The 25,250-nt window shown below is 68.0% G+C and carries 19 protein-coding genes, 3 tRNA genes and 1 pseudogene; 17 read left to right on the forward strand and 6 right to left on the reverse strand.

Going from position 1 to position 25,250, the window contains the following annotated elements; genetic code table 11:
- The first annotated feature begins 213 nt into the window (after positions 1-213).
- The 11 genes from pstS to rnt all read left to right on the forward strand — a co-directional run bounded on the left by pstS (position 214) and on the right by rnt (position 10,115).
- Positions 214-1,305, forward strand: a complete 1,092-nt coding sequence (pstS, locus tag IC535_RS12215) for a phosphate ABC transporter substrate-binding protein PstS (protein ID WP_228886560.1) — start codon at positions 214-216, stop codon at positions 1,303-1,305.
- Between the two features lie 135 nt (positions 1,306-1,440).
- Complete coding sequence (gene pstC, locus IC535_RS12220; protein ID WP_228886559.1) at positions 1,441-2,409, forward strand: phosphate ABC transporter permease subunit PstC; 969 nt, start codon at positions 1,441-1,443, stop codon at positions 2,407-2,409.
- On the forward strand, positions 2,409-3,275 hold the full coding sequence (gene pstA, locus IC535_RS12225; RefSeq protein ID WP_228886558.1) for a phosphate ABC transporter permease PstA: 867 nt from the start codon (positions 2,409-2,411) through the stop codon (positions 3,273-3,275). The genes pstC and pstA overlap by 1 nt, the downstream gene beginning before the upstream one ends.
- A gap of 19 nt (positions 3,276-3,294) precedes the next feature.
- A complete protein-coding gene (gene pstB, locus IC535_RS12230) occupies positions 3,295-4,125 on the forward strand; it encodes a phosphate ABC transporter ATP-binding protein PstB (RefSeq protein WP_228886556.1) in 831 nt (276 codons plus the stop codon).
- Positions 4,126-4,267: 142 nt separating this feature from the next.
- On the forward strand, positions 4,268-4,972 hold the full coding sequence (gene phoU / locus IC535_RS12235; protein WP_228886555.1) for a phosphate signaling complex protein PhoU: 705 nt from the start codon (positions 4,268-4,270) through the stop codon (positions 4,970-4,972).
- 1,179 nt (positions 4,973-6,151) lie between these two features.
- The gene (locus IC535_RS12240; RefSeq protein WP_228886553.1) at positions 6,152-6,661 is read left to right on the forward strand and encodes an RNA polymerase sigma factor; all 510 of its coding nucleotides are present in this window, start codon (positions 6,152-6,154) and stop codon (positions 6,659-6,661) included.
- Positions 6,662-6,740: 79 nt separating this feature from the next.
- Entirely contained in the window at positions 6,741-7,079 is a 339-nt protein-coding gene (locus IC535_RS12245) for an HvfA family oxazolone/thioamide-modified RiPP metallophore (protein WP_228886552.1), read from the forward strand.
- On the forward strand, positions 7,066-7,941 hold the full coding sequence (locus tag IC535_RS12250; RefSeq protein ID WP_429000384.1) for an HvfB family MNIO-type RiPP peptide maturase: 876 nt from the start codon (positions 7,066-7,068) through the stop codon (positions 7,939-7,941). Before IC535_RS12245 ends, IC535_RS12250 begins: the two co-directional genes overlap by 14 nt.
- Positions 7,938-8,690, forward strand: a complete 753-nt coding sequence (locus IC535_RS12255) for an HvfC family RiPP maturation protein (RefSeq protein ID WP_228886551.1) — start codon at positions 7,938-7,940, stop codon at positions 8,688-8,690. Before IC535_RS12250 ends, IC535_RS12255 begins: the two co-directional genes overlap by 4 nt.
- A 76-nt stretch (positions 8,691-8,766) precedes the next feature.
- On the forward strand, positions 8,767-9,420 hold the full coding sequence (locus IC535_RS12260) for an HvfX family Cu-binding RiPP maturation protein (RefSeq protein WP_228886550.1): 654 nt from the start codon (positions 8,767-8,769) through the stop codon (positions 9,418-9,420).
- Positions 9,421-9,530: 110 nt separating this feature from the next.
- The gene (gene rnt, locus IC535_RS12265) at positions 9,531-10,115 is read left to right on the forward strand and encodes a ribonuclease T (RefSeq protein WP_228886610.1); all 585 of its coding nucleotides are present in this window, start codon (positions 9,531-9,533) and stop codon (positions 10,113-10,115) included.
- Positions 10,116-10,386: 271 nt separating this feature from the next.
- On the opposite strand, the gene IC535_RS12270 is transcribed toward rnt, so the two are convergent.
- From IC535_RS12270 to IC535_RS12280, 3 genes are all read right to left on the reverse strand, one after another.
- Positions 10,387-13,410 carry a ligand-binding sensor domain-containing diguanylate cyclase gene (locus tag IC535_RS12270; protein ID WP_228886549.1) on the reverse strand — a complete coding sequence of 1,008 codons (3,024 nt, stop codon included), beginning with the start codon at positions 13,408-13,410 and terminating at the stop codon, positions 10,387-10,389.
- 152 nt (positions 13,411-13,562) lie between these two features.
- Positions 13,563-14,966 carry a sensor histidine kinase gene (locus IC535_RS12275; protein ID WP_228886548.1) on the reverse strand — a complete coding sequence of 468 codons (1,404 nt, stop codon included), beginning with the start codon at positions 14,964-14,966 and terminating at the stop codon, positions 13,563-13,565.
- Positions 14,963-15,691 carry a response regulator gene (locus tag IC535_RS12280; protein ID WP_228886546.1) on the reverse strand — a complete coding sequence of 243 codons (729 nt, stop codon included), beginning with the start codon at positions 15,689-15,691 and terminating at the stop codon, positions 14,963-14,965. Before IC535_RS12280 ends, IC535_RS12275 begins: the two co-directional genes overlap by 4 nt.
- Before the next feature lie 202 nt (positions 15,692-15,893).
- On the opposite strand from IC535_RS12280, the gene IC535_RS12285 reads away from it, so the two are divergent.
- Genes IC535_RS12285 through IC535_RS12295 form a run of 3 tightly spaced genes read left to right on the forward strand, consistent with a single transcriptional unit; the run spans position 15,894 to position 20,505 of the window.
- Positions 15,894-17,111, forward strand: a complete 1,218-nt coding sequence (locus IC535_RS12285) for an efflux RND transporter periplasmic adaptor subunit (RefSeq protein ID WP_228886545.1) — start codon at positions 15,894-15,896, stop codon at positions 17,109-17,111.
- On the forward strand, positions 17,108-19,063 hold the full coding sequence (locus IC535_RS12290) for a MacB family efflux pump subunit (protein WP_228886544.1): 1,956 nt from the start codon (positions 17,108-17,110) through the stop codon (positions 19,061-19,063). The genes IC535_RS12285 and IC535_RS12290 overlap by 4 nt, the downstream gene beginning before the upstream one ends.
- A gap of 8 nt (positions 19,064-19,071) precedes the next feature.
- Positions 19,072-20,505, forward strand: coding sequence for an efflux transporter outer membrane subunit (locus tag IC535_RS12295; RefSeq protein ID WP_228886543.1), 1,434 nt, complete (start codon positions 19,072-19,074; stop codon positions 20,503-20,505).
- A 105-nt stretch (positions 20,506-20,610) separates the two neighbouring features.
- Here the strand turns inward: IC535_RS12295 and rlmB are convergent, their stop codons facing one another.
- The 3 genes and pseudogenes from rlmB to rnr form a co-directional block, all read right to left on the reverse strand.
- A complete protein-coding gene (gene rlmB, locus IC535_RS12300; RefSeq protein ID WP_228886542.1) occupies positions 20,611-21,357 on the reverse strand; it encodes a 23S rRNA (guanosine(2251)-2'-O)-methyltransferase RlmB in 747 nt (248 codons plus the stop codon).
- A gap of 357 nt (positions 21,358-21,714) precedes the next feature.
- Positions 21,715-21,834 (reverse strand): annotated as a pseudogene (locus IC535_RS12305) (GFA family protein); the annotation flags it as partial.
- A 74-nt stretch (positions 21,835-21,908) separates the two neighbouring features.
- On the reverse strand, positions 21,909-24,371 hold the full coding sequence (rnr, locus tag IC535_RS12310; protein ID WP_228886541.1) for a ribonuclease R: 2,463 nt from the start codon (positions 24,369-24,371) through the stop codon (positions 21,909-21,911).
- Between the two features lie 128 nt (positions 24,372-24,499).
- On the opposite strand from rnr, the gene IC535_RS12315 reads away from it, so the two are divergent.
- From IC535_RS12315 to IC535_RS12325, 3 genes are all read left to right on the forward strand, one after another.
- Positions 24,500-24,586: transfer RNA gene (locus IC535_RS12315), tRNA-Leu, on the forward strand.
- Positions 24,587-24,843: 257 nt separating this feature from the next.
- Positions 24,844-24,930, forward strand: a tRNA-Leu gene (locus IC535_RS12320).
- A gap of 188 nt (positions 24,931-25,118) precedes the next feature.
- Positions 25,119-25,205 (forward strand) — tRNA-Leu (locus IC535_RS12325).
- Positions 25,206-25,250: the final 45 nt, after the last annotated feature.

The raw sequence follows: 25,250 nt of genomic DNA on the forward strand, positions 1-25,250 counted from the left end.
CAATGGCGGCGGCAGGACCTCTCTCCCCTGCCGCCGCCGGGGCGCGGATCGCAAGATCCGCGCCTTCTGTTTTGGCCACCGCGCCACCCCCGAGCCCCGCCCTGCGGGGCTTTTGCGTGCTGCCGGTCACGCCGTCATACGGCTGTAACAAAAACATCATTTCATAGTCGCGTCGCCGGAAAGACCGGCCCCTACCCCGCTACGGAGTGACGCATGAAACTGCACACGGCTGGCTTGACCGCCCTTTCCCTGGCCATCGCGCTGGGTCTTTCCGCCTGCAAGCCGGGCGCCGAAGGCCAGGCCACCGCGCCGGCCGCCGACGCCCCCGCTGCCACCCCGGCCGCTGGCGACCGCCTGACCGCCGAGATCTCCGGCGCCGGCGCTTCCTTCATCTTCCCGCTGGTCTCCAAGTGGTCGGCCGACTACAACACCGCCACCGGCGCCAAGATCAACTACCAGTCGATCGGTTCCGGTGGCGGCATCGCCCAGATCAAGGCCGGCACCGTCGATTTCGGTTCCTCGGACAAGCCGCTGAGCAGCGAAGAGCTGGCCCAGGCCGGCCTGGGCCAGTTCCCGTCGGCGATCGGCGGCGTGGTCCCGGTGGTCAACATCGAGGGCCTGGAAGCGGGCAAGCTGCGCCTGAGCGGCGCGCTGCTGGCCGATATCTTCCTGGGCAAGGTCAAGACCTGGAACGACCCGGCGATCGTGGCCGCCAACCCCGGCGTCAAGCTGCCCGACGGCAAGATCACCCTGGTCCACCGTTCGGACGGCTCGGGCACCACCTTCAACTTCTCCAACTACCTGTCCAAGGTCAGCCCGGACTGGAAGGCCAAGGTCGGCGAAGGCACCTCGGTGCAGTGGCCCGACGGCGTCGGTGGCAAGGGCAACGAAGGCGTGGCCTCGTACGTGAAGCAGATCAAGGGCTCGATCGGCTACGTCGAACTGGCCTACGCGCTGCAGAACGGCATGCCGTATGCGGCCATGCAGAACGCCGCCGGCAACTGGGTGCAGCCCACCGCCGAGACCTTCGCCGCCGCCGCGGCCAGCGCCGACTGGACCAGCGCCAAGGACTTCAACCTGGTCATCACCAATGCCCCGGGCGACCAGGCATGGCCGATCACCGCCACCAATTTCATGCTGATGCACAAGCAGCCCAAGGATGCCCAGCGCAGCAAGGACACCCTGGCCTTCTTCAAGTGGGCCTTCGAAAAGGGCCAGCCGCAGGCCAACGAACTGCACTACGTGCCGCTGCCGGCGCCGCTGGTGACCCAGATCGAAGCCTACTGGGCCGCCGAGTTCAAATGATGAAACCAGGCCCGCGCCCAGCGCGGGCCTGACCGGTCGTAGTGCCGGGCTCTGCCCGGCAGCACCGCGCTGCGAACCTGTTGCCGGGCAGAGCCCGGCACTACGTCTCTTTCTCTTCGGGCCCCTGCCTTTCCCATGAATGCCATCGCCCAGCCTGTACCCGCACCGTCCACGCGCGACCTGCGTGACGCCCGCAACGACCGACTGTTCCGCTGGGTGCTGATCGCCACCGTGTTCCTGGTGCTGATCGCCCTGGCCTGCGCCGCGCTCTCGATGCTGTGGGGCGGCCGCCATGCCCTGCAGGAGCAGGGCCTGAGCTTCTTCTACTCCTCCGAATGGAATCCGGTGGAAAACAAGTTCGGTGCGCTGGCGCCGATCTACGGCACCCTGGTCACCGCGCTGATCGCGATGGTCATCGCCGTGCCGGTCAGCTTCGGCATCGCCTTCTTCCTGACCGAAGTGGCACCGCGCTGGCTGCGTGGCCCGGTCGGTACCGCGATCGAACTGCTGGCCGGCATTCCCTCGATCATCTACGGCATGTGGGGCCTGTTCGTGCTGGTGCCGGTGATGACCGAATACATCACCCCGTTCCTCAACGACCACCTGGGCACCCTGCCGGTCATCGGCGTGTTGTTCCAGGGCCCGCCGCTGGGCATCGGCGTGCTTACCGCCGGCTTCGTGCTGGCGATCATGGTGATCCCGTTCATTTCCTCGGTGATGCGCGAAGTGTTCCTGACCGTGCCGACCCGCCTGAAGGAATCGGCTTACGCGCTGGGCTCGACCAAGTGGGAAGTGAGCTGGGACATCGTGCTGCCCTATACCCGCTCGGCGGTGATCGGCGGCATCTTCCTCGGCCTGGGCCGCGCCCTGGGCGAAACCATGGCGGTGGCCTTCGTGATCGGCAACAGCGTGCGCCTGTCGCCGTCGCTGCTGGAGCCGGGCACCACCATCGCCGCGCTGATCGCCAACGACTTCGGCGAGGCCACCGAAACCTACCGTTCGGCGCTGCTGCTGCTTGGTTTCGTGCTGTTCATCGTGACCTTCGTGGTACTGGCGATCGCCCGCCTGATGTTGATGCGTCTGTCCCGCAAGGAGGGCAACTGATGTCCACCGCCAACGCCCAACCGCTGTACCTGCGCCGCCGCATCGTCAACGTGGTGGCCCTCGGCCTGTCCTGCCTGACCGCGCTGTTCGGCCTGTTCTTCCTGGGCTGGATCCTGCTCACGCTGGCCTCCAAGGGGCTGGCCGGCATCAACCTGGACCTGTTCACCCAGATGACCCCGCCGCCGATGCAGGACGGCGGCCTGGCCAACGCCTTCTTCGGCAGCGCGGTGATGTGCGGCCTGGCCATCGCCATCGGCACCCCGCTGGGGGTGCTGGCCGGTACCTGGCTGGCCGAGTACGGCAACTTCCGCAAGGCCGGCACGGTGGTCCGCTTCGTCAACGACATCCTGCTCTCGGCACCGTCCATCGTGCTGGGCCTGTTCGTCTACACCCTGTATGTGATGCAGACCGGCGGGCAGTTCTCGGCGTTCGCCGGCGCCTTGTCGCTGGCCTTCATCGTGCTGCCGGTAGTGGTGCGCACCACCGACGAAATGCTGCGCCTGGTGCCTTCGCAGATGCGTGAAGCGGCGCTGTCGCTGGGCATCCCGCAGTGGAAGGTGACCGTGCAGGTGCTGTACCGCAGCGCCGCTGCCGGCATCGTCACCGGCATCCTGCTGGCGCTGGCGCGCATCTCCGGCGAAACCGCCCCGCTGCTGTTCACCGCCTTCGGCAACCAGTACTGGAACAGCAATGTGTTCCAGCCGATGGCCTCGGTGCCGGTGGTGATGAACCAGTTCGCCGGCAGCCCGTACGAATCCTGGCAGACGCTGGCCTGGGCCGGCGCGCTGGTGCTGACCGTGTTCGTGCTGCTGGTCAGCCTCTCCGCGCGCGGCATCCTGCTGCGCAACCGTATCTCCCATGACTGACCTTTCCGCGGACATCGCCATGAACGATCTTTCCAATGCCGTGCCGATGCAGCGCATCGTGGTCCCGGCCTCGCATGAGAGCCTGCACACCCCCGCGCCGATCAAGCTGGCCGCGCGCGGGCTGGACTTCTACTACGACAAGTTCCACGCACTGAAGAACATCGCGCTGGAAATCCCCGAAAAGCGCGTCACCGCGCTGATCGGGCCATCGGGCTGCGGCAAGTCGACCCTGCTGCGCATCTTCAACCGCATCTACGCGCTGTACCCCAAGATGGAAGCGCGTGGCGAAGTGCTGCTGGACGGCGAGAACATCCTCTCGCCGAAGTATCCGATGAACCGCCTGCGCAGCAAGGTGGGCATGGTGTTCCAGAAGCCGGTGCCGTTCCCGATGACCATCTTCGAGAACGTCGCCTACGGCATCCGCCACCACGAAAAACTGTCCAAGGCCGAGATGACCGACCGGGTCGAGCAGGCGCTGCGCCAGGGCGCGTTGTGGGACGAGGTCAAGGACAAGCTCAACCAGAGCGCGCTGGGCCTGTCCGGCGGCCAGCAGCAGCGTCTGTGCATCGCCCGCGCCGTGGCGTTGCGCCCGGACGTGCTGCTGCTGGACGAACCGACCTCGGCACTGGACCCGATCTCCACCAGCCGCATCGAGCAGCTGGTCGAAGAACTCAAGCACGACTACACCATCGTGATCGTCACCCACAACATGCAGCAGGCCGCGCGCGTGTCCGACTACACCGCCTTCATGTACCTGGGCGACCTGATCGAACACGACCGCACCGAAGTGATCTTCTCCCAGCCCAACAAGCAGCAGACCGAAGACTACATCACCGGCCGGTTCGGCTGAGCCAGGCCGGCCTGCACGGCGCGGCCCAACGGCCGCCCGGCGATGGCCGGACTGGACCACCCGCAGCGACGCCGATGGCACCGCAGGCGATCGAACCTCCGCGTTGTTCCCACCGCAGTTCAAACGATTCAGCGAGAACACCATGAACACTCCCAACGACCACATCGTCAAAAGCTACGACGAAGAACAGCAGCGGCTGGTGGCCGAAATCGTGCGGATGGGCGAGATGGCCGTCGCCCAGCTCGAGGCATCGATGGACGTCATCGAAAAGCGCGACGAGAACGCCGCCCAGCGCATCATCGCCAACGATGAAGCCATCGACAGCCTGGAACAGCAGATCAGCCACGATGTCATGCGCCTGGCGCTGCGCGGCCCGATGGCGCGCGACCTGCGCGAAATCCTGGCCGGGCTGCGCATTCCGGCCGACATCGAGCGCATCGGCGACTATGCGGCCAACGTGGCCAAGCGCTCGATCGCACTGAGCAAGGTGCCGCCGCTGCCGCAGATCCAGGGCCTGCGTTCGCTGGGCCGGCTGGCCGCCCAGCAGGTGCGCCGTGCCATCGAAGCCTACCGCGACAACGATGCCGCCGCCGCGCTGGCGCTGCGCGACGACGACGCCCGGCTGGATGCGCAGTACACCGCGCTGTTCCGCGAGCTGCTCACCTACATGATGGAAGACCCGCGCAACATCACCCCGTGCACCCACCTGCTGTTCATGGCCAAGAACCTGGAGCGGGTCGGCGACCACGCCACCAACATCGCCGAGAACGTCTGGTTCCTGGTGCATGGCGAACAGGCGCTGCCGCCGCGCGAGAAGCGCGACGAAACCAGCAGCGAACAGCTGTAAGCCACCCGCTGGGCACTGCTAGATGCTCAAGGCCGGTACCGAGGTATCGGCCTTTTTTTGGTTCTTCGCCGATTTGCGGGTAGTCAGCTGCGAACTGCAGCAGCGTTAGGTCAAAGGCAGCGACCGACGTACGCGCTGATTGGGTTGGCGCGGGTGGGTTGGCGGGACACGCCGTGAACCCATCCGTGGGGGCTTGGCGAAAACATCCATGTTTTCGACAGTCCCGCCAACCCACCCACGCCAACCCTCCACACATGGCTGGCACGCATGGAAAAGCGTAGGTCCGAGCCACGCTCGGACAGCGCGATGCCGAGACGATGCGTGTCCGACCATGGGTCGGACCTACCTGTGCTGGGGTTGCCAGGGTCTGGAGCAACGTCAGACCGTGGTCGGATTGCTGTTGCTGTTGCTGTTGCTGTTGCTGTTGCTGTTGCTGTTGCTGTTGCTCGTGATCTTGATCTTGATCTTGATCTACCTCCCCATTGGAGCGAGCCGAGCATCGCAGCGGCATCGGGGGCGAAGAGGCGCGGGTGTCTGAGCGCAGCGAGTTCCGCGCCGTCCCCCGATGACGCGAGAAGCGCAGGGCACCGGCGGGCGTAGCCCGACGGCGAGCGGACGGGGGCGTGTTCTTTGGTTACTTTCTTGCACGAGCAAGAAAGTGACTCGCGCCCCGAAGGGGCACGAAACGCTTTGGACCTTGACATCATCCGCGAAGCGGAAACAGCAGCGGCAACAACCGGACAACGGCCGGCCCCGCCCCGGTGGCATGCCCCCCGCAATGCCACAGCATTTGACGGGCTGTAGCCCGCAAATCGGCGAAGAATCTATTTTCCATCCGGCGTTGTGCCACGCCGGGCGCCCAAGGCGGCGGCAGCGAAACGTTGAGTTGGCAACTGCGATGGGTTCCCCCGGCGCGCAAAGCAGAAGCGCCTGGCTCTGCGATGACCACCGACCCACCGTAGAGGTGGGCCCACCCAGCCAGGGAGAACAACGCCCTTGCTCCGGCTGCCGCGCCGAGCCAGCAACCCCATGCTGCATCGCGACGCAAACGGCCCGCTGGACGCAATCGGCCCGGTGGCACTGAATCGCAGCTGTCTCTGTCCGTCACCCCGCGCATCCTCCGCCCCCCCTGCCCGCTCTTATCCTGTGACCACGCCCGACAGGATCCCGGAGCACCCGATGCAGACCCTCTGCCAGCACGAACTTGACGCCGCCCACCGCGGCGACCGCGACGCGCTGGAACGCGTGCTGCGGCATTCGCGCCAGCACCTGCGCCGCTATGCCGAATACCACTGCGTGATCAACGATGTCGAAGATGCGGTGCAGGAAAGCCTGATCACCGTGTCGCGCCGGCTGGCCGACCTGCGCCTGCTGGAATGCTTCACCTCCTGGGCGTTCCGCATCGTCAAGCGCGAGTGCAACCGGCTCAAGCGCGCCCGCTGCCACTGGCGGCACGAGGAGCTGCGCGAGGAAATCCTGCCGGCGGCCCAGCGCGAGGACCTGGACCTGCGCCGCGACTGCGCGGCCGCGCTGGAGTCGCTGCCGGCCCACTACCGCGAAGTGATCCTGCTGCGCGACCTGGAGGGCCAGTCGATCGCCGAAATGGCCCGGCAGCTGTCCACCACCCCCGAAACCATCAAGGCCAGGTTGCACCGCGCCCGTGTCATGGCGCGCGAATACCTGGCCTGATGCTCCCCGCATGCCCGGCATTCGGGCATGCTCCGCTGGCAAGATCCCTGGCCCACGGGCCATTCCAAGGAGTTTCTGCATGAACAAGATCAACAAGCGCGTTTCCCTGCTGACCTGCGCCGCCCTGGCCGGCGGCCTGGGCCTGGCCGGCACCGCCTCGGCGCTGTCGATGACCGACCTGGCGCAGGGCTATGCCCTGGCCGCGCAGGCCGCCCCCAAGACCGAGGCCAAGGCCGCCGAAGGCAAGTGCGGTGAAGGCAAGTGCGGCGCCGAAAAGGCCAAGGCCGGCGACAAGAAGGGTGCCGAAGGCAAGTGCGGCGAAGGCAAGTGCGGTGCCGACAAGGCCAAGGCCAAGGCCGGCGACAAGAAGGGCGCCGAGGGCAAGTGCGGCGAAGGCAAGTGCGGTGCCAAGCACTGACCCGGGCGGCCGCGTGAGCGCCCCACCGCCGCTGCCTGCAGCGGCGGTGGGGCTGGGCCTGCGCCGTGCCCTGCTCGACGATCTGGAGGCCGCGCCGGCGGGCGATTTCGACTTCGTGGAATGCGCGCCGGAAAACTGGATCGGGCTGGGCGGGGCATGGGGCGAGCGGCTGCATGCATTGTCGGCCCGATATCCGCTCAGCTGCCACGGGCTGTCGCTGTCACTGGGCGGCAGCGCCCCGCTGGATCTGGCCTTCATCGACCAGGTCGGCCGCTTCCTGCAGCAGCACCAGGTGCGGCTGTACAGCGAACACCTGAGCTACTGCAGCGACGACGGGCACCTCTACGACCTGCTGCCGCTGCCGTTCACCGACGAAGCGGTGCACCACACCGCCGCCCGCATCGCCCAGGTCCAGGACCGGCTGGGGCGGCGCATCGCGGTGGAGAACGTGTCCACCTACCTGACCCCGCACCAGGCCATGAGCGAACTGGATTTCACCTGCGCGGTGCTGGCCGAGGCCGACTGCGACCTGCTGCTGGACGTCAACAATGTCTACGTCAATGCCGTCAACCACGGCTACGACCCGCAGGCCTTCATCGACGGCCTGCCGGCCGGACGGGTCGTGTGCATGCACGTGGCCGGCCACTACGATGAAGCCGACGACCTGAAGATCGATACCCATGGCAGCCCGGTGATCGACCCGGTATGGGCGCTGCTCCGCCGCGCCTGCGCCCGCTTCGGCCCGCGCCCGACCCTGCTCGAACGCGACTTCAATTTCCCGCCCTACGCCGAACTGCGCCAGGAACTGCAGCAGGTACGGTGCATTCTCGATGCCGCTGCGCGCGGCCAGGCGGCGGCATGACCACCGTCCTGCAACAGCAGCAGTGGGCACTGACCCGGCACCTGCGCGATCCGCAGCACCAGCCGGCACCGGCCGGGCTGGAGCAACGCCGCCTGCAGGTCTACCGCGAGCTGCTGTTCAACAACCTGCAGGCCCTGCTGGCAGCGACCTTCCCGGTACTGCTGCAGGTGCTGGACCAGGACGAGTGGGACGCGCTGTGCCGGCGCTATTTCGTCCAGTACCGCTGCGCCAGCCCGCTGTTCACCGAGGTGGCCGGCGAGTTCGTGCAGTGGCTGCCGGACCTGGACGGACTGCCGCGGCCGTTCCTGGCCGAGCTGGCGCACTACGAATGGGTGGAACAGGCCCTGCAGGGCCTGGATGCCACCGCATTGGCCGCACCCGCGCCCGGCTGCGATCCGTGGCGCGATGCGCTGCAGCGCTCGCCGTTGGCCTGGCCGCTGGCGTATCGCTGGCCGGTGCAGCAGCTGGGCCGCCAGTACCAGCCCGACAGCGCCCCGGCGCAGCCGACCTTCCTGCTGGCGCGGCGCGAACCCGGCGGCCACGTGGTGTTTTCCCAACTCAGCGCATTGGCCTGGCAACTGCTGGAACAGTTCGAGGAGGCGCCGCCGTGCAACGGCCACGGGCACCTGCAGCGGCTGGCCGAGCAGAACCAGCTGGACCTGCCCGCGCTGGAAGCCCCCGGCCGGGCATTGCTGGCGCAGTTGCTGGACGCTGGCGTGATTGGACCGGTTTCACCGACTGCGGCCTGAACCGGCAACCGCGCGGGCGCATCCATCGGCGCCCGCACCGACTCTTGTCGGCACACTCCATCCGACGGTGACCCCGATGACCTTGCTGCATACCGCTGTTCCCGCCGCGCGCACCCGCCTGGACGGGCTAGGCCAGTGGCTGGCCCCGCTGGGCCTGCGCCTGCTGCTGGCCTGGGAATTCTTCGAATCGGGCCTGGAAAAATGGCGCGGCGAGAACTGGTTCGGCAGCATCCAGGACGCGTTCCCGCCGCCGCTGCGCTGGTTGTCGGCCGAGGCCAACTGGCAGGCGGCCACCTGGCTGGAGCTGGTGGGCGCGGTCTGCCTGCTGCTGGGCGTGGCCACCCGCGCCAGCGCGGCGATGCTGATCGGCGTGACCGTGGTGGCCACCGCCGCCGTACATTGGCCGGCGGACTGGGAGTCGCTGGCCGGCCTGGCCGGAGGCTATGCGATCACCGACAGCGGCCAAGGCAACTTCAAGCTGCCGCTGCTGTTCATCGCGATGCTGCTGCCGCTGCTGTTCCACGGCGCTGGCCGCTGCAGCGTGGACGCGCTGCTGGCCGGACGCCGGCAGGCGCACGGCGGCCGCAGCGATCCGCTCGGCTGGGGCATGCTGGGCGTGTTGGCGGCCGGGCCGGTGAGCTGGCTGCTGCCCGGCGCCGGGCTGACCCTGCTGCTGCTCGGTGCGGCCCTGCTGGCCTGGGCCTGGCGCAGCGCGCGCCACGCCGTGTAACCGGGCCGGGCGGGCCGCTCTGCTAAACTGCGGCGATGACTGAACCCCTCCCCCTGTCCGCCGGCATCCCGGCGGACGCCGCAGACGTGCCCTCTGCCGCCCAACGCCTGATGGCGACCCGCTTCCGCGGCTTCCTGCCGGTCGTTGTCGACGTGGAGACCGGCGGCTTCGACTGCAACCGCAACGCGCTGCTGGAAATCGCCGCGGTGCCGATCGAAATGGACGACAACGGCCTGCTCTACCCGGGCAAGACCACCAGTGCCCATGTGATCCCGGCCGAAGGCCTGGAGATCGACCCGAAGTCGCTGGAGATCACCGGCATCATCCTGGACCATCCGTTCCGCCTGGCCAAGGCCGAGAAGGACGCGCTGGACCACATCTTCGCGCCGGTGCGCGCGGCGGTGAAGAAGTACGGTTGCCAGCGCGCGATCCTGGTCGGCCACAACGCGCACTTCGACCTGGGCTTCGTCAACGCCGCGGTCAACCGCGTCGGCCACAAGCGCAACCCGTTCCATCCGTTCAGCGTGTTCGACACGGTCACCATGGCCGGCATCGCCTACGGCCAGACCGTGCTGGCACGCGCAGCGGCGGCCGCCGGCCTGGGCTGGGATGCGGACGAGGCGCACAGCGCGGTGTATGACACCGAGCAGACCGCCAAGCTGTTCTGCACCATCGCAAACGCATGGCCGCGGTAGGCGCTTCGCCCCTACCGCCCCACATTTTGCTGCGCAAAACGCGGGCCCCGGCGCCTTGCTTCCACATCCCCTGCGCCTGTCGGCGCGCCCCCCTTGACTCAAGGGGGGCTCCTGCTCGGCTAGATCCCTCGCGCCGCATGCCACATCGTCGGCCACGGTGAATGCCCATTGGACCCGCTGGAGGAAAGCCCCCTTGTTGTTCAAGGGGGCGCGCCGATAGGCGCGGGGATAAGGTGGAATGCATGGCCAGCATTGGTTGAACCTGCAAGGTTCAACCAATGCTGGTCCTGTCGCGGCCGTCGCTCTTGGCCCGGTACAGCGCCCGGTCGGCACGCTGGTAGAGCAGCATCGGGGTACGGTCGTCGGCATCCAGTTCGACCAGGCCGGCGCTGAAGGTGACCTTCAGGCCCGGCACGCCGGCCCAGTCGGGGTGGTCGTGGAACAGGCCGCGCAGCCGCGCGCAGACCTGCGCGGCCTCGTCCAGCCGGGTGTCGTTGAGCAGCAGGGTGAACTCTTCGCCGCCGGTACGCGCCGGCATGTCCGAATCGCGGCAGGCCGAGGCGATCACCCGTGCCACTTCGATCAGCACCACATCGCCGACGCTGTGGCTGTGGCTGTCGTTGACCTCCTTGAAGTGGTCGATGTCCAGCACCACCAGGCACAGCGGGTGGCCGCTGCGCTGGGAACGGGCGAAATCGCGCGCCAGGGCTTCATCGAACGCGCGCCGGTTGGGCAACCCGGTCAAGGCATCCTCGCGCGCCTGCCGTTCGAACTGTTCGGCCTGCACTGCCAGGCGGTCGGCCAGCTCGGTCTTTTCCAGGTTCAATGCCTGCAGGTTCACCGTCTGCGCCTGCAGGTCGCGGGTGGCCGCATCCACCAGCCGCGCCAGGCGGATGTTGCTGGCCTTGTAGCGGTTGATCAGATAGCGGTACAGCGCGATCAGCCCGGCCAGCAACAGCAGCACCGCCACCACCTGCACGCTGCGGCGCTGCCACAGGAACGGCTCGACGGTGAAGGACCACACCGCTTCGCTGCCGCTCCAGGTACCGCCGGGGTGCGCGGCCGAGACATGCAGGGTGTAGTCGCCCGGCGGCAGCCCGATGAACTCCACGCTGCGCTGCTGGCCGCGCTCGATCCAGCCATGGTCCAGCCCGGCCAGCCGGGTGCGGTAGCGGATCCGCTCGGACATCAGATAGCTCAGGCCCACGTAGCTGACACTGAGCCGGCGCCCGCCGGGAATGGTGTTGTGGTTGCTGCCCTGCCAGTGCAGCGGCTTGCCGTCCACCTGCACGCTCTCGATCACCGCCGGCGGCGCCAGGCGCTCGCGGAAGCGTTGCAGGCGCAGCGGGTCGACCGTGCTCAGGCCACCGGCGGTGACCACCCAGAAGGTACCGTCGTGGCGCAGGATCGCCGACGGCCCGGAACTGCCGTTGGCCTGCGAATTGGCCATGCCGTCGATTTCGTTGTAATGCTCCACTTCCACCCGCGCCCGGCGGCCATCGGCCACCTGGTCGAGCATGGCCATGTCGGTGCGCAGCACGCCGCGGTTGCTGCTGATCCAGACATTGCCTACCCGGTCGGGCACCAGCTGGAACACCGTATCCACCGGCATGCCCTGCTCCAGCCCGACCCGCGCCAGCCGGCCGTCCTGCCAGCGGTACAGGCCGCGGTCGCTGCTGACCCACATCGCATCGCCGATCTGCTGGAAGCCGAACACACTGCGCCCGCCGCCGAGCGGGGCCAGGTCGATGGCCTGCACCCGGTCGCCGCGCAGCACCCGGATGCCTTCGATGGTGCCGATCCACAGTGCGCCCTCGGCGTCATGCGCCAGCGCGGTGATCAGGCCGCCGGGCATGCCGGCAATGGCCGGCACTTCCACTCCGTGGGCATCGATGCGGACCACACCCTTCTGGGTGCCGGCCCAGACCACGCCCTGGCGGTCCACGCTCATCGCGCGGATGTTGCCCCCGGGCAGGCCGTCGGACGTGCCGTAGCGGTGCAGGGTGCGCCCATCCGGGGCCAGGCGGAAGATGCCGTCGCCAAAGGTGCCCACCCACATATCGCCCTGGTGGTCCTGGGCCAGGCTCAGCACCGAGGGCGCCTTGCCGCCGCTGTTGCGCAGAACAACCGGGGTGAAGCGGCCGTCGGCGCCGCGCCGGTCCAGGCCGCTGGCACTGCCGATCCACAGCTGCCGCTGCTGGTCCTCGAACACGGTGCGGATGTAATCGCCGCTGAGGCCATCGCGCTCGGTATAGCTGCTGAACAGGGTTTCGCGCAGCCGGTACAGGCCGCCGTTGGCGCCGGCCCAGATGCTGCCCTCGGCATCCTCGCGCAGGCTGACCACGCGCCCGCCGGGCAGCGACAGCCCGGCCGGCAGCCGTTCCAGCCCATGCCGCGACAGGCGCAGCAGGCCCTGGTTCTCGGTACCCAGCCACAGGTCGCCATGCCGGTCCTGCAGCATCGCGGTGATGTGCATCACCCCGGGCAGGCGGTGCTGCAGTTGCGGCACGCCGTCGACCATGCGGTAGATGCGCTCGCCGGCGACGATCCACACCACCCCATCCGGGGCGCGGTACGGCCACACCAGGCCGCGGCCCAGGCCAAAGCGCTCCGGGGCGCGGCGCAGCACGCCATCGTTGTCGCGCAGCACCAGACCATCCAGGGTGCCGACCCAGACCCGGTCCTGCGCGTCGACCACCAGCTTGGTGAAGCTCATCGCCATCGGCACGTCGGCCGGCGGCGGCAGGTAGGTGAAACGACCGTCCGCGTCCAGGCTGCCGATGCCCTTGCCTTCATACAACAGCCACAGCCGGCCGTGGCTGTCCATCTGCATGGCCTGGATCAGCACCTGCGGGTTGTCCGGCTGGTGCCCGAACACCTTCCACACCCCATCCGGCCCGCGCCGGGTCACATTGCCGCGCGAATCGCTGATCCACAACGCGCCGTCGCGGTCCACCAGCAGCGCGCCCACGCCGTTGTCGCGCAGGCCCGGCCGGGTACCGCGGTCGTAGACGGTGAAATCCAGCCCGTTATAGCGCACCAGCCCTTCCCAGGTGGCGAACCACAGGTGGCCTTCGGGGGTCTGGGCGATGTCGCGCAGCGAGTTGTGCGGCAGGCCGTTGCGCGAGGTCCACACGTCGATGGCGTAGTCGCGCAGCGGCGGCGGGCCGTCGTGGGCCCAGGCCGGCCACGGCAGCGCGCACAGCAGGCACGCCCACAGCCACAGCGCGCCAAGGCGCTGGATGCTGTGCCGCGCTGCCGGCCGCCACCGGGTGCCGCGCCCCCCAGGACTCATCCGTCCGGACCTGCCGCAGAAGGCACGCGGCCGCGCGCGATGGGCGGCGCGGCAGCAGGGGGGCGGGCAACGAACAGGGGCGAGCTCATGCAGAAAAAAGCTGGCGAAGTTGCCCATAGTAGGCAAATCCGCACGCACTGTGTCGTGAAAACTCAGCCCGGGCGGCTGCCCGGCGCGCGCAGCGTGGCCGGCCAGCGCACCACCGCTTCCAGCCCGCCCAAGGGGTGGTTGCGCAACTGCAGCCGCGCGCCATCCTTCTCGGCCAGGGCGCGGGCGATGGTCAAGCCCAGTCCGGCACCACCGGTCTCGCGCGAACGCGAGCCCTCCAGCCGCACGAACGGATCGAACACGGCCTCCAGTTCGTCCTCGGCCAGCCCCGGCCCCTTGTCGCGGATGCGCACCACCACTTCTTCGGCGGTCTGGTCCACGCTGACCCGTGCCGCGCGGCCATAGCTGACCGCATTGTCGACCAGGTTGGAGAACAGGCGGTGCATGGCCAGCGGACGCAGCATCAGCACCGCCCCGCTGGGCTGGTCGAAGCGCACGTCGGCGCCGGCTTCGGCGGCATCTTCGACGATGCTCTCCAGCAGCGAGTCCAGGTCCAGCGCGGCGCGCTGTTCGGCGCTCTCGGCGCTGCGCGCCAGCTCCAGGCCCTCGCGGATCAGCGCCTGCATCGCACCCAGGTCGCCGACCAGGCGCTCGCGCAGCGCTTCGTCGGCGACGTTTTCCAGGCGCAGGCGCAGCCGGGTCACCGGGGTCTGCAGGTCGTGGGTGATCGCCGCCAGCATCTGGGTGCGTTCGCCCAGGTGCCGCTGCAGGCGCTTCTGCATGGCATTGAACGCTTCGGCGGCGCGCTGCACTTCCAGCGGGCCGGTCACCGGCATCGGCGCGCCCTGCAGGTCATCGCCCAGCGCGGCGGCGGCCGCGGCCAACCGCTGCAGCGGCGCGCTGGCCATGCGCGCCACCACATAGGCAAGCACCGCGATGGCCAGCACCAGCAGGGTCAGGAACAGCGGGTCCACCGCCAGCACGCCGTTGTGCGCCACCGCCGGCGAATCCAGCGCCAGCTGCAGCGCGGTGCCGTCGCTGAGCTGCACGCTGACCATGCGGCACTTGGGCGGGATGAAGGCCGGGTCGCGCTCGCGTGGCGGGCCGTTGCGCGGCTTGTCGCGGTGCGGGAACGCGGGCAGTCGCGGCAGGCAGGAACGGAACGAGGTGAAAGCCACCCTGCTGCGCGCCACCGGGCCGGGACGGTCGTCCAGGACTTCCATCAAGGCCTGGTCCGCGCGGCCCACGCGGGCGCCTTCGGGCAGCCGGCGCACGCTGGGGCCGCCGCTGTCGAGCAGGCGCTCGCGCAGTTCCGGGTTGCCGTCGAGCATGTTGACGAACCCTTGCAGGCGGTCGGCGATGCGGTTGAGGTTCTGCCGTTCGAACTCCTGCTGGCGCTTGGCGCTGGCCAGCATGGTCGCGCCGATCGCCGCCACGCTCATGCCCAGCAGCAGGATCACGAACAGCCGCCCCACCATCGAGGCGAAGAACCGCTGCAGCCGCTTCATTCCAGGGTCACGGCGGTGGCCAGCACATAGCCTTCGTTGCGCACGGTCTTGATCAGGCCATCGCTGCCGCCGTCGTCGGCCAGCTTGTTGCGCAGCCGGCTGACCTGCAGGTCGATGGCGCGGTCCTGCGATTCGTAGCTGCGGCCACTGCTCAGCGCCACCAGCTGTTCGCGCGAGAGCACCTTGTTGGCGTGCCCGACGAACACCCGCAGCAGCCGGAACTCGGCGCCGGACAACACCACCACGCGGCCATCGGGATCGAGCAGGTGGCGGTGTTCCAGGTCGAAGATCCAGTGCGAGAAGCGCGCCCGGCGGATCGCCAGCGGTTCCAGGTTGGCCGGCAGCGCCTCGGTCCGGCGCAGCACGTTGCGGATCCGCGCCAGCAGTTCGCGCGGCTCGAACGGCTTGCCCAGGTAATCGTCGGCGCCCATTTCCAGGCCCAGCACGCGGTCGATCGGCTCGCTGCGCGCGGTCAGCATGATCACCGGCGTGCTCGAGCGCGCGCGCAGGTCGCGGCACAGGGTCAGCCCATCTTCGCGCGGCAGGTTGAGGTCGAGCACGATCAGGTCCACATGTTCGCGCTCCAGCAGCTGGCGCATGCCGGCGCCGTCGCTGGCGGTGCTGACCTGGTAACCGGCGCGGCCGAGTTGTTCGGCCAACAGCTGGCGGATGTCATGGTCGTCGTCGACGATCAGCAATCGATGCATCGGGGTGTTGGTCTCCATGCGGTGATGATCCCTTGTCCGGACCTGAACCGCATCCTCTGGTTTGCGTACGCATGTCTCAAAATCAGCGCGGGATACGTGGCGAAACGTGGTGCAGTGCACAGGGTTACAACTTGATACAGAGCAGGCATTGAGTGACTTGTCGGCGGTATTCACAATGCTGACAACGCCGCACCCGCAGCCCGCCGAGTAGACGATCATCATGAAGCACCGCCTGCCTACCACCCGCCGCGGCCGTGTGCTGCTGTTGATCGCCGTGCTCATGGTGCTGGCCGCGATTGTCGCATGGTCCCTGCGCAAGCCGGCCGCCCCGGCCCTGGCCACCAGCCCGGTCAGCCGCGGCGACATCGCCCAGACCGTGGAGGCGACCGGGGTGGTCGACGCCTACAAGCTGGTCAGCGTAGGCGCGCAGGCCTCCGGCCAGGTCAAGTCGCTGAAGGTGCAGCTCGGCGATACGGTCAGGGAAGGCGACCTGATCGCCGAGATCGATGCCACCACCCAGCACAACCAGGTGCTCAACGCGCAGGCCACGCTGGACCAGGTCAAGGCCCAGCGCGCGGTGCAGCAGGCCAGCCTGCGCGAGGCCGAGCTGGAATTCGCGCGGCAGCAGCAGATGCTGGCCGCAGAGGCCACTGCGCGCGCGGAGTACGATGCCGCCGATGCCAGGCTGAAGACCGCACGAGCCCAGGTCCAGTCCTTCGACGCACAGATCAAGGGCCGCCAGACCGAACTGGATACCGCGCGCGCCAACCTGGCCTACACCCGCATCACCGCGCCGATGAACGGCACCGTGGTCGCGGTAGTGACCGAGGAAGGCCGCACCGTCAACGCCAACCAGACCGCCCCGACCATCGTGATGCTGGCGCGGCTGGACCTGGTCACGGTCAATGCCGAAGTCTCCGAGGCCGACGTGGTCAAGATCAAGTCCGGCATGCCGGTCTACTTCACCACCCTGGGCGATCCCGACCGCCGCTACCACGGCACGCTGCGCCAGATCAATCCGGCGCCGGCATCGATCACCAAGAAGGACTCCACCTCCAGCGACACCAGCACCACCACCGCGATCTACTACAACGCATTGTTCGACGTGGAGAACCCGGACGGTAGCCTGCGCATCGACATGACCGCGCAGGTATCGGTGATGCTGAGGCAGGCCAGCGGCGTGCTGATCGTCCCGGCGGTGGCACTGGGTCCGAAGAGCCGGGATGGGCGCTACTTGGTACGCATCGCCGATGCCGACGGCATGCCGGCACCACGTCAGGTCAAAATCGGCATCAACAACGGCGCCTTCGCCGAGGTGCTATCCGGGCTGGAGGAAGGCGACAGGGTCGTGGTCGGCGAGGGCGGAGCAGCCGGTGGTGGCCGCAGCAGCACATCCATGCGCATGGGCGGCGGCGCGGTACGCATGGTGAACCAATGAGCCAGCCGCTGCTGCGGCTGCGCGAGCTGCGCCGCGAATTTGCGGCCGGTGAGGACACCATCGCGGTGCTGCGCGACATCAACCTGGACATCGCCGCCGGCGAAATGGTTGCCATCGTCGGCCAGTCCGGGTCGGGCAAGTCGACCCTGATGAACATCCTCGGTTGCCTGGACCGACCCACCCGCGGCAGCTACCAGATCACCGGCCGCGAGACTGGCAGCATGCGGCCGGACGAGCTGGCTGGACTGCGCCGCGAGCATTTCGGCTTCGTGTTCCAGCGCTACCACCTGCTGGGCGACCTGGATGCATGCGCCAACGTGGCCATGCCAGCGGTGTATGCCGGCAGCCCGGGCCCGATCCGCACCGCCCGGGCCGAACAGCTGCTGCAGCGCCTCGGCCTGGGCGAACGCATGCGGCACAAACCCGGCCAGTTGTCCGGTGGCCAGCAGCAGCGCGTGTCGATTGCCCGTGCGCTGATGAACGGGGGCGAGGTGATCCTGGCCGACGAACCCACCGGGGCGCTGGATACCCGGTCCGGCGAAGAGGTCATGGGCATCCTCGGCGAGCTGCATGCCGAAGGCCACACCATCATCATCGTCACCCACGACATGAACGTGGCGCGACACGCCCAGCGCATCATCGAAATCCGCGACGGCGCGATCATCGCCGACCGCGCCAATGCGGATGCGCCACGCTATCGCGCGCAGCGCCAACCCAGCGTTGCCGCCGGCAAGGGCAGTAGCTGGCGTGCCACGCGCGACCGCTTCACCGAAGCGTTCCGGATGGCGCTGCTGGCGATGAACGCCCACCGCCTACGCACCTTCCTGACCATGCTCGGCATCATCATCGGCATCGCCTCGGTGGTATCGGTGGTGGCCATGGGCAACGGTTCGCAGCAGCAGATACTGCAGAACATCAGCACACTAGGCACCAACACCATCGACGTCTATCCCGGCCGCGGCTTCGGCGACATGCGCTCGGCCCGCGTGCAGACGCTAAAAGCCAGCGATGCCTATGCACTGGCCCAGCAGAGTTACGTCGACAGCGCGACCCCCAATGTGTCCTCCTCGCAAACCGCGCGCTACCGCAACCAATCGGCCGGCGCCCAGATCAGCGGGGTTGGCGAGCAGTTCTTCCGGGTCAAGGGGCTGCAATTGAGCATCGGCCGCTTTTTCGATGCCGATGCGGTCAAGCAGCTTGGGCAGGTGGCGGTCATCGACGAAAATACCCGCAACCAGTTCTTCCCGGCCGGAGAGGATCCGATCGGCCAGGTTATCCTGCTCGGCAAGGTGCCGGTGCGCGTGGTCGGAGTGGCGCATCGACAGAACTTCGGTTTTGCTGGCGGCACCAGCCTGAGCGTGTGGGTGCCCTACACCACGGTGATGTCGCGCATGCTCGGCCAGACCCATGTCTCGGGCATCACCGTGCGCGTAGCCGATGACACCCCAATGGATGCGGCGCAGGCAGCGATCACCCGGGTGCTGGCCATGCGTCACGGCACTGAGGACTTCTACCTCAGCAACAGCGCCGAAATCCGCGAGATGATCGAAAGGACCACACGCACCATGACCCTGCTGATCGGCGCGATCGCCGCCATCGCCCTGCTGGTCGGCGGCATCGGGGTGATGAACATCATGCTGGTGTCGGTGACCGAACGTACCCGCGAGATCGGCGTGCGCATGGCCATCGGCGCGCGCCAGAGCGACATCCGCCAGCAATTCCTGATCGAAGCGGTGCTGGTCTGCCTGCTCGGCGGTCTGCTCGGCGTGGGCCTGTCGCTGGTGGTGGGCTGGCTGTTCGGCAAGTTCGCGCCCGACTTCACCCTGCTGTTCTCCACCGCCTCGATCGTGGCCGCCTTCGCTTGCTCCAGCCTGATCGGCGTGGCATTCGGCTTTCTTCCGGCACGCAACGCCGCCCAACTTGATCCCGTGGAGGCGCTGGCGCGCGAATGATGAACCGTATGTCCCCGATCACCCGTTTGCTCCTGCAGGCCCGCCCACTGGCCCTGGCCGGCGCCACTACCCTGGCCCTGTCGGCCTGCGTCAGCACCGGTAGTTACGCGGTGGATGCACCGGCCGTACCGGCCGGCTACGGCCGCGGCGATGCCGCGCGCAATGCGCCCACGCAAACCGTCGATGCCCTGCCGCAGGCGGCCACCGCCGACGTGCGCGACGATCGCTGGTGGACCCGGTTCAGCGACCCCGGCCTGGACCGGGTCATCGACCGTGCACTGGCCGCCAACACCGACCTGGCCTCGGCAGGCTTGGCCGTGCAGCGCGCGCGCCTGCAGGCCGGGCTGGCCGGCAACGCGCTGTGGCCGCAGCCCTCCGGCAGCATCGGCGGCGGCGCCAACCGGCCGCTCGACCACGGCGCGGACTGGAACCGCAACAGTTTGGCCGGCGTATCCCTGCAGTGGGAAATCGACCTGTGGGGCCGGCTGCGCACCCAGCGCGACATCGCCGGCTGGGAAGCCCAGGCGCGCGTGGAGGACCTGCAGAACACCGCATTGCTGGTGATCGGCGATGTCGCCACGCAGTACTGGACGCTGGCCTTCCTCAACCAGTCCATCGCCGCCGGGCAGGCCAACCTGGACCGCCTGCAGCGCACCCGGCAACTGGTGCAGGCGCGCTTCGATGCCGGCGCGGTATCGCGGCTGGACGTGCGCCAGGCCGTGCAAAGCCTGGAGGCGCAGCGCGCAGCGCAGAGTGCGCTGGAACAGCAGCGCGTGGCCAGCCGCAACGCGCTGACCGTATTGCTGGACGGGGTGCCGCTGGCGCTGGCCGACGAACCGCAGCAGTTGCGCGGCGATGCCGCGCCGGCGATCGCCGAAGGCCTGCCGGCCGACTTGCTCGGGCGCCGCCCGGACCTGCGCGCGGCCGAACTGCGGCTGCGCAACAGCCTCAAGGACATCCAGGTCACCGCGCGCCAGTATTACCCGGCGCTGAGCCTGACCGGGGGCGTCGGTACCGGCGCCACATCGCTGTCGGAGGTGCTGAAGAACCCGGTCGCCACGCTGGGGGCCGGGTTGTCGTTGCCGTTCCTCAATATCGCCCAGGCCCGCTTGAACACGCGCCTGGCCGGCACCGATTACCAGATCGCCGCCAACGACTTCCGCCGCACCCTGTACACCGCGCTGTCGGAAGTGGACAACGCGCTGTCGGCGCGCACCCAGTTGATCGCCCAGGTGGCGGCCTCGCAGGCGTCCTATGAGCAGGCGGTGGAGATCGAACGGATGTACGAAGTGCGCTACCGGGTCGGCGCCACCGACCTGCGCACCTGGCTGGAAGCGCAGCAGACCCGCCGCGACGCCGAACTGGCGTTGGCATCGGTGAAGCAGAAACAGCTGATCAACGGTGTGACGTTGTTCAAGGCGTTGGGGGGGAACGCGGGCTGATCTCGCTCCCGACGCAGGTAGAGCCACGCCATGCGTGGCTGCTTCTGGATCTCCGGCACCGCTCAGCCACGCGTGGCGTGGCTCTACCCTGGGCCTGTGCGCGGCTTACAGCCCGCGCTGACGCACCGCTTCAAACAGGCTCACACCGGTGGCGACCGAGACGTTCAGGCTTTCGATATCGCCCGGCATCGGGATCTTGACCAGGCCATCGCAGTTTTCGCGGGTCAGCCGGCGCAGGCCGTCGGCTTCGCCACCCAGCACCAGCGCCACGTTGCCCTTCAGGTCGATCGCATACAGCGATTCGGTCGCCTCGCCGGCCAGGCCGTAGATCCACACGCCCAGCTTCTGCAGGTCCTTCAGGCAGCGCGACAGGTTGGTCACCGCCACCACCGGAATCCGGTCGGCCGCGCCGGCCGAGGTCTTGCGCACGGTGGCGTTGACCGTGGCCGACTTGTCCTTGGGAATGATCACCGCCGTGGCCCCGGCCGCCGCCGCGCTGCGCAGGCAGGCGCCGAGGTTGTGCGGATCCTGCACTTCGTCCAGGACCAGCAGCAGGGCCTTGCCTTCGGCGGCCTCGACCAGCCCTTCCAGTTCATTCTCGCTGTAGGTGCGCGCGGCTTGGTAGCGCGCGGCCACGCCCTGGTGCCGCACCGAACCGCCCACGCCGTCCAGCGCCTGGGTGTTCACCTTGCGCACGTCGATGCCCTTGCGCCGCGCCTGCTCCTCGATCTCGGTCAGACGCGGATTCTTGGCGCCGGCCTCGATCAGGACTTCGCGGACGTTCTCGGCATCGTTCTCGATCGAAGAGGCGACGGCGTTGACGCCGACGATCCACTGGCTTTGCTTGCTCATTGCGGGGGCACGACCGGTACAGGGGGTGGTAATGGTAGAGCATCAAGGCCCGCCCTGCCCCGCCGGGCGTTCACGCCCTGCCCCGCAGCACCGCCAGCGGCAGGATCGGGCCTGGTCCACGGCCATTGCCACGCCCGGCAACCCATGCCCCCGGCAGCAGCCGATACCGGTAGGGTCGGATCCCAATCGACTACCATTGCCGCTGCCGCGCCCGGTAACGCATTGCCCCGGCCGAAGACGGCCTTGCATTGCAGCGGCTGCAGCAACCAGCAGCGTCGACCAGGGTCATGCCCGATCACTCTCACGTGCGGGACGAAATGGGCGCGTGGCGACGCGTTCGTCGCTGCGGCGCCCCATGGCCGGGAAGGCGCGACACATCCGGCAATGGCAGACCGAACAGTCGGTGAGTTCGCCGCGGATGTGGAAACGCACCGCGCCACATTGGCAACCGCCCCTGTATTCGGGGATGAGGCTCATGTGTCGGTCCTCACGTGGAGTACCGACCAACGGTCGGTACCTACCGAAGGAAGGCGGCCTGCGGCCGCCCGCGATCAATATTTCTGCTTCTGGCGCTTGGCCGGCTGGCCGCTCGGCGGCAGTTCGACCTCGCCGTCGTCCTTCTCTTCGACCAGGCGGAAGTCGATCTTGCGCTCCTCCATGCTGGCCTTGAGCACCAGGATGCGCACCCGATCGCCCAGCCGATAGGCCTTGCCGCGGCGTTCGCCGCTGAGCGTCTTGCGGGTCGCATCGAACTGGTAATAGTCGTGCGGCAGCTGGGTCACATGGACCAGGCCGTTGACCTTGGACTCGTCCAGCTCGACGAACAGGCCGAAGCTGGTCACCCCGCTGATCACGCCATCGAACTGGCCGCCGACGTGTTTTTCCATCCACGCCGCGCGGTAGCGCTCGTCGACCTCGCGCTCGGCCTCGTCGGCACGGCGCTCGCGCTCGGAACACTGCAACGCCAGCGCGGCCATCTCACGCGGTGAATAGGTGAACTTGTCCACGGCCGCGCCGCTGAGCGCATGCTTGATCGCACGGTGCACCAGCAGGTCCGGGTAGCGGCGGATCGGCGAGGTGAAATGCGCATACGCATCCAGCGACAGGCCGAAGTGGCCCAGGTTGTCCGGCGAATACACCGCCAGGCTCTGGCTGCGCAGCAGCACCGATTCCAGCAGCGCCGCGTCGGGGCGCTCGCGCACCTTCTTGAGCAGCTTGGTGTAATCGCCCGGCTGCACCTTGGACCACGGCGGCAGGCTCAGCTTGAATTCCTTGAGGAATTCCAGCAGGTCGTCGTACTTGGCTTCCGGCGGCTTGGCGTGGTCACGGAACGGCGCCGGCACCTGCTTGTGCAGCAGGTAACGGGCGGCCTGCACGTTGGCCGCGATCATGCATTCCTCGATCAGCTTGTGCGCATCGTTGCGCACCAGCATGCCGGCCTGGGTGACCTCACCGGTGTTGTCCAGCACGAAGCGTACTTCGGAAGACTCGAATTCGATCGCACCGCGTCGGGTGCGGGCCTTGGCCAGCACCTTGTACAGCTGGTGCAGGCGTTCGACCTGCGGCAGCACCGCGGCGATCTGGTTGCGCACGGCCACGTCGTTGTCGCCCACCGCCTGCCAGACCTGGGTATAGGTCAGGCGCGCATGCGAGTTCATCACCGCTTCGTAGAAGCGCGAGTGGATCACCTCGCCATCGCGGTTGACCTGCATGTCGCAGACAAAGCACATGCGGTCGACCTTGGGCATCAGCGAGCAGATGCCGTTGGACAGGGTCTCCGGCAGCATCGGCACCACAAAGCCCGGGAAGTACACCGAGGTGGCGCGCTTCTGCGCTTCATCGTCCAGCGGGGTGCCCGGACGCACGTAGTTGGATACGTCGGCGATGGCCACCACCAGGCGGAAGCCTTCGGCGTTGGGTTCGCAGTAGACCGCGTCGTCGAAGTCCTTGGCATCCTCGCCATCGATGGTGACCAGCGGCGTGCTGCGCAGGTCGACGCGGCCGCCGATCATGTCCGGCTCGACCACCAGCGGCACCGCCGAGGCTTCGTTGAGCACCTCCTGCGGGAACTCGAACGGCAGCTCATGGCCGTGGATGGCGGTTTCGACGATCAGCGAGGCGGTCAGCTTGTCGCCGAGCACCGCGATGATGCGGCCGATCGGCGGACGCCGGGTATCGGGGGCCTGGGTCAGTTCGCAGACCACCAGCTGGCCGTCGCGGGCATCGCCGGTCTGGTCCGGCGGGATCTGCACGTTGCGCTGTACGCGTTTGTCGTCGGGCACCACGTAGTTGATGCCGAACTCGACGCTGAAACGGCCGATCAGGCGGGTCATGCCGCGCTCGAGCACGCGTGCGATGCTGCCTTCGCGGCGGCCGCGGCGGTCGATGCCGGTGACATTGGCCAGCACCCGGTCGCCGTGCATGACCTTGCGCATTTCATACGGCGGCAGGAACAGGTCGTCGCCGCCTTCCACCGGGCGCAGGAAGCCGAAGCCTTCCGGGTTGGCGATGACCACGCCGGTGATCAGGTTGGTCGCCTGCACCGGGGCGAAGCCGCCGCGGCGGTTCTGCACCAGTTGGCCGTCGCGCACCATCGCGCCCAGCCGCTTGCCCAGCGCATCGGCGCGGTCGGGCTCGGTCAGGCCCAGGTGGATGCCGATTTCCTCGGCGGTCTGCGGGCCGTCGCAACGCTCCAGCAACTGCAGGATGGCCTCGCGGCTGGCGATCGGCTGCGCGTAACGTTCAGCTTCGCGGGCGGCATGCGGATCGACCAGTTCGCCATCGGCCAGCGTCGGATGCGGGCGGCGGCGGGTCGGGACCGGGGCAGCGGCGTCCGGCCTGGGGCCGGATCGCTTGCCGCCGCGCGGTGCGGCGGGATGGGTCATGGATTCGGGCATCCAGGGCGGCAGCTTGCCAGGCTTGGCAGCAGCGCGGGGCTTGCCCGACGGACCGGCTGCCTGGGGCGCCGGGGACTTGGGGGCTTTCGCGCCCCGGGTCGGTTTCTTTGTTTTCATCGGCCCCCATGGTAACCGCTGATGGTGTGCAGAATGGGTCAGCGCGCGTGCATATGCAGGTTTGTGAAGATTTTTCGGAAAAGCGTTGACAAGTGCCCGGCACATGCCCAGAATCCCCCTCCTGAGTCGCCCAGGTGGCGGAATTGGTAGACGCACTAGCTTCAGGTGCTAGCGGGGGCAACTTCGTGGAGGTTCGAGTCCTCTCCTGGGCACCACGACTCAGTAAATGATCAAACCCGCGCAAGCGGGTTTTTTCGTTTCTGGCGTTTGCAACGGATGGAAGCCGATGTGCGGGAGCGAGCCGCCCCATGTCGGCGATCAGGTCGCCAGGCCTACCGATCCATCCGGCATCGCAGTGCAGGTCCACCTGCATCGCGGGCATGGCCGGGGGCCATCCGATCGTGTGCGCCACAATCGCTTCACCGTGCATTGACAGCCCTTCGGTGCATCTGCATAATTCGCCCCCTGAGTCGCCCAGGTGGCGGAATTGGTAGACGCACTAGCTTCAGGTGCTAGCGGGGGCAACTTCGTGGAGGTTCGAGTCCTCTCCTGGGCACCACGACTCGGTAAATGATCAAACCCGCGCAAGCGGGTTTTTTCGTTTCTGTGGTTCGATGGCAGGCTCCGCATCTCACGCACGATTCGCGCTGCATCGGCCGCGCTGATGCGGCAGCACGCGAACAACAGATTCCCGCGAAATCGTGTTGACACAATCGTCGTTCTCCCGCAAAATTCTCCTCCTGAGTCGCCCAGGTGGCGGAATTGGTAGACGCACTAGCTTCAGGTGCTAGCGGGGGCAACTTCGTGGAGGTTCGAGTCCTCTCCTGGGCACCACGACTCAGCAAATGATCAAACCCGCGCAAGCGGGTTTTTTCATGT

The sequence above is a fragment of the Stenotrophomonas rhizophila genome, assembly GCF_020857975.1.
Classification (GTDB): domain Bacteria; phylum Pseudomonadota; class Gammaproteobacteria; order Xanthomonadales; family Xanthomonadaceae; genus Stenotrophomonas; species Stenotrophomonas rhizophila_C.

Excerpts from the sequence above, each read along its gene's own strand:
- IC535_RS12260 (WP_228886550.1), top strand. The coding sequence starts at position 8,767 with ATGACCTTGCTGCATACCGCTGTTCCCGCCGCGCGCACCCGCCTGGAC.
- IC535_RS12245 (WP_228886552.1), top strand. The coding sequence starts at position 6,741 with ATGAACAAGATCAACAAGCGCGTTTCCCTGCTGACCTGCGCCGCCCTG.
- IC535_RS12275 (WP_228886548.1), bottom strand. The coding sequence starts at position 14,966 with ATGAAGCGGCTGCAGCGGTTCTTCGCCTCGATGGTGGGGCGGCTGTTC.
- IC535_RS12290 (WP_228886544.1), top strand. The coding sequence starts at position 17,108 with ATGAGCCAGCCGCTGCTGCGGCTGCGCGAGCTGCGCCGCGAATTTGCG.
- rnr (WP_228886541.1), bottom strand. The coding sequence starts at position 24,371 with ATGAAAACAAAGAAACCGACCCGGGGCGCGAAAGCCCCCAAGTCCCCG.
- pstA (WP_228886558.1), top strand. The coding sequence starts at position 2,409 with ATGTCCACCGCCAACGCCCAACCGCTGTACCTGCGCCGCCGCATCGTC.
- IC535_RS12285 (WP_228886545.1), top strand. The coding sequence starts at position 15,894 with ATGAAGCACCGCCTGCCTACCACCCGCCGCGGCCGTGTGCTGCTGTTG.
- rlmB (WP_228886542.1), bottom strand. The coding sequence starts at position 21,357 with ATGAGCAAGCAAAGCCAGTGGATCGTCGGCGTCAACGCCGTCGCCTCT.
- IC535_RS12280 (WP_228886546.1), bottom strand. The coding sequence starts at position 15,691 with ATGGAGACCAACACCCCGATGCATCGATTGCTGATCGTCGACGACGAC.
- IC535_RS12240 (WP_228886553.1), top strand. The coding sequence starts at position 6,152 with ATGCAGACCCTCTGCCAGCACGAACTTGACGCCGCCCACCGCGGCGAC.
- pstC (WP_228886559.1), top strand. The coding sequence starts at position 1,441 with ATGAATGCCATCGCCCAGCCTGTACCCGCACCGTCCACGCGCGACCTG.
- IC535_RS12270 (WP_228886549.1), bottom strand. The coding sequence starts at position 13,410 with ATGAGTCCTGGGGGGCGCGGCACCCGGTGGCGGCCGGCAGCGCGGCAC.
- IC535_RS12255 (WP_228886551.1), top strand. The coding sequence starts at position 7,938 with ATGACCACCGTCCTGCAACAGCAGCAGTGGGCACTGACCCGGCACCTG.
- IC535_RS12295 (WP_228886543.1), top strand. The coding sequence starts at position 19,072 with ATGTCCCCGATCACCCGTTTGCTCCTGCAGGCCCGCCCACTGGCCCTG.
- phoU (WP_228886555.1), top strand. The coding sequence starts at position 4,268 with ATGAACACTCCCAACGACCACATCGTCAAAAGCTACGACGAAGAACAG.
- rnt (WP_228886610.1), top strand. The coding sequence starts at position 9,531 with ATGGCGACCCGCTTCCGCGGCTTCCTGCCGGTCGTTGTCGACGTGGAG.
- pstB (WP_228886556.1), top strand. The coding sequence starts at position 3,295 with ATGAACGATCTTTCCAATGCCGTGCCGATGCAGCGCATCGTGGTCCCG.
- pstS (WP_228886560.1), top strand. The coding sequence starts at position 214 with ATGAAACTGCACACGGCTGGCTTGACCGCCCTTTCCCTGGCCATCGCG.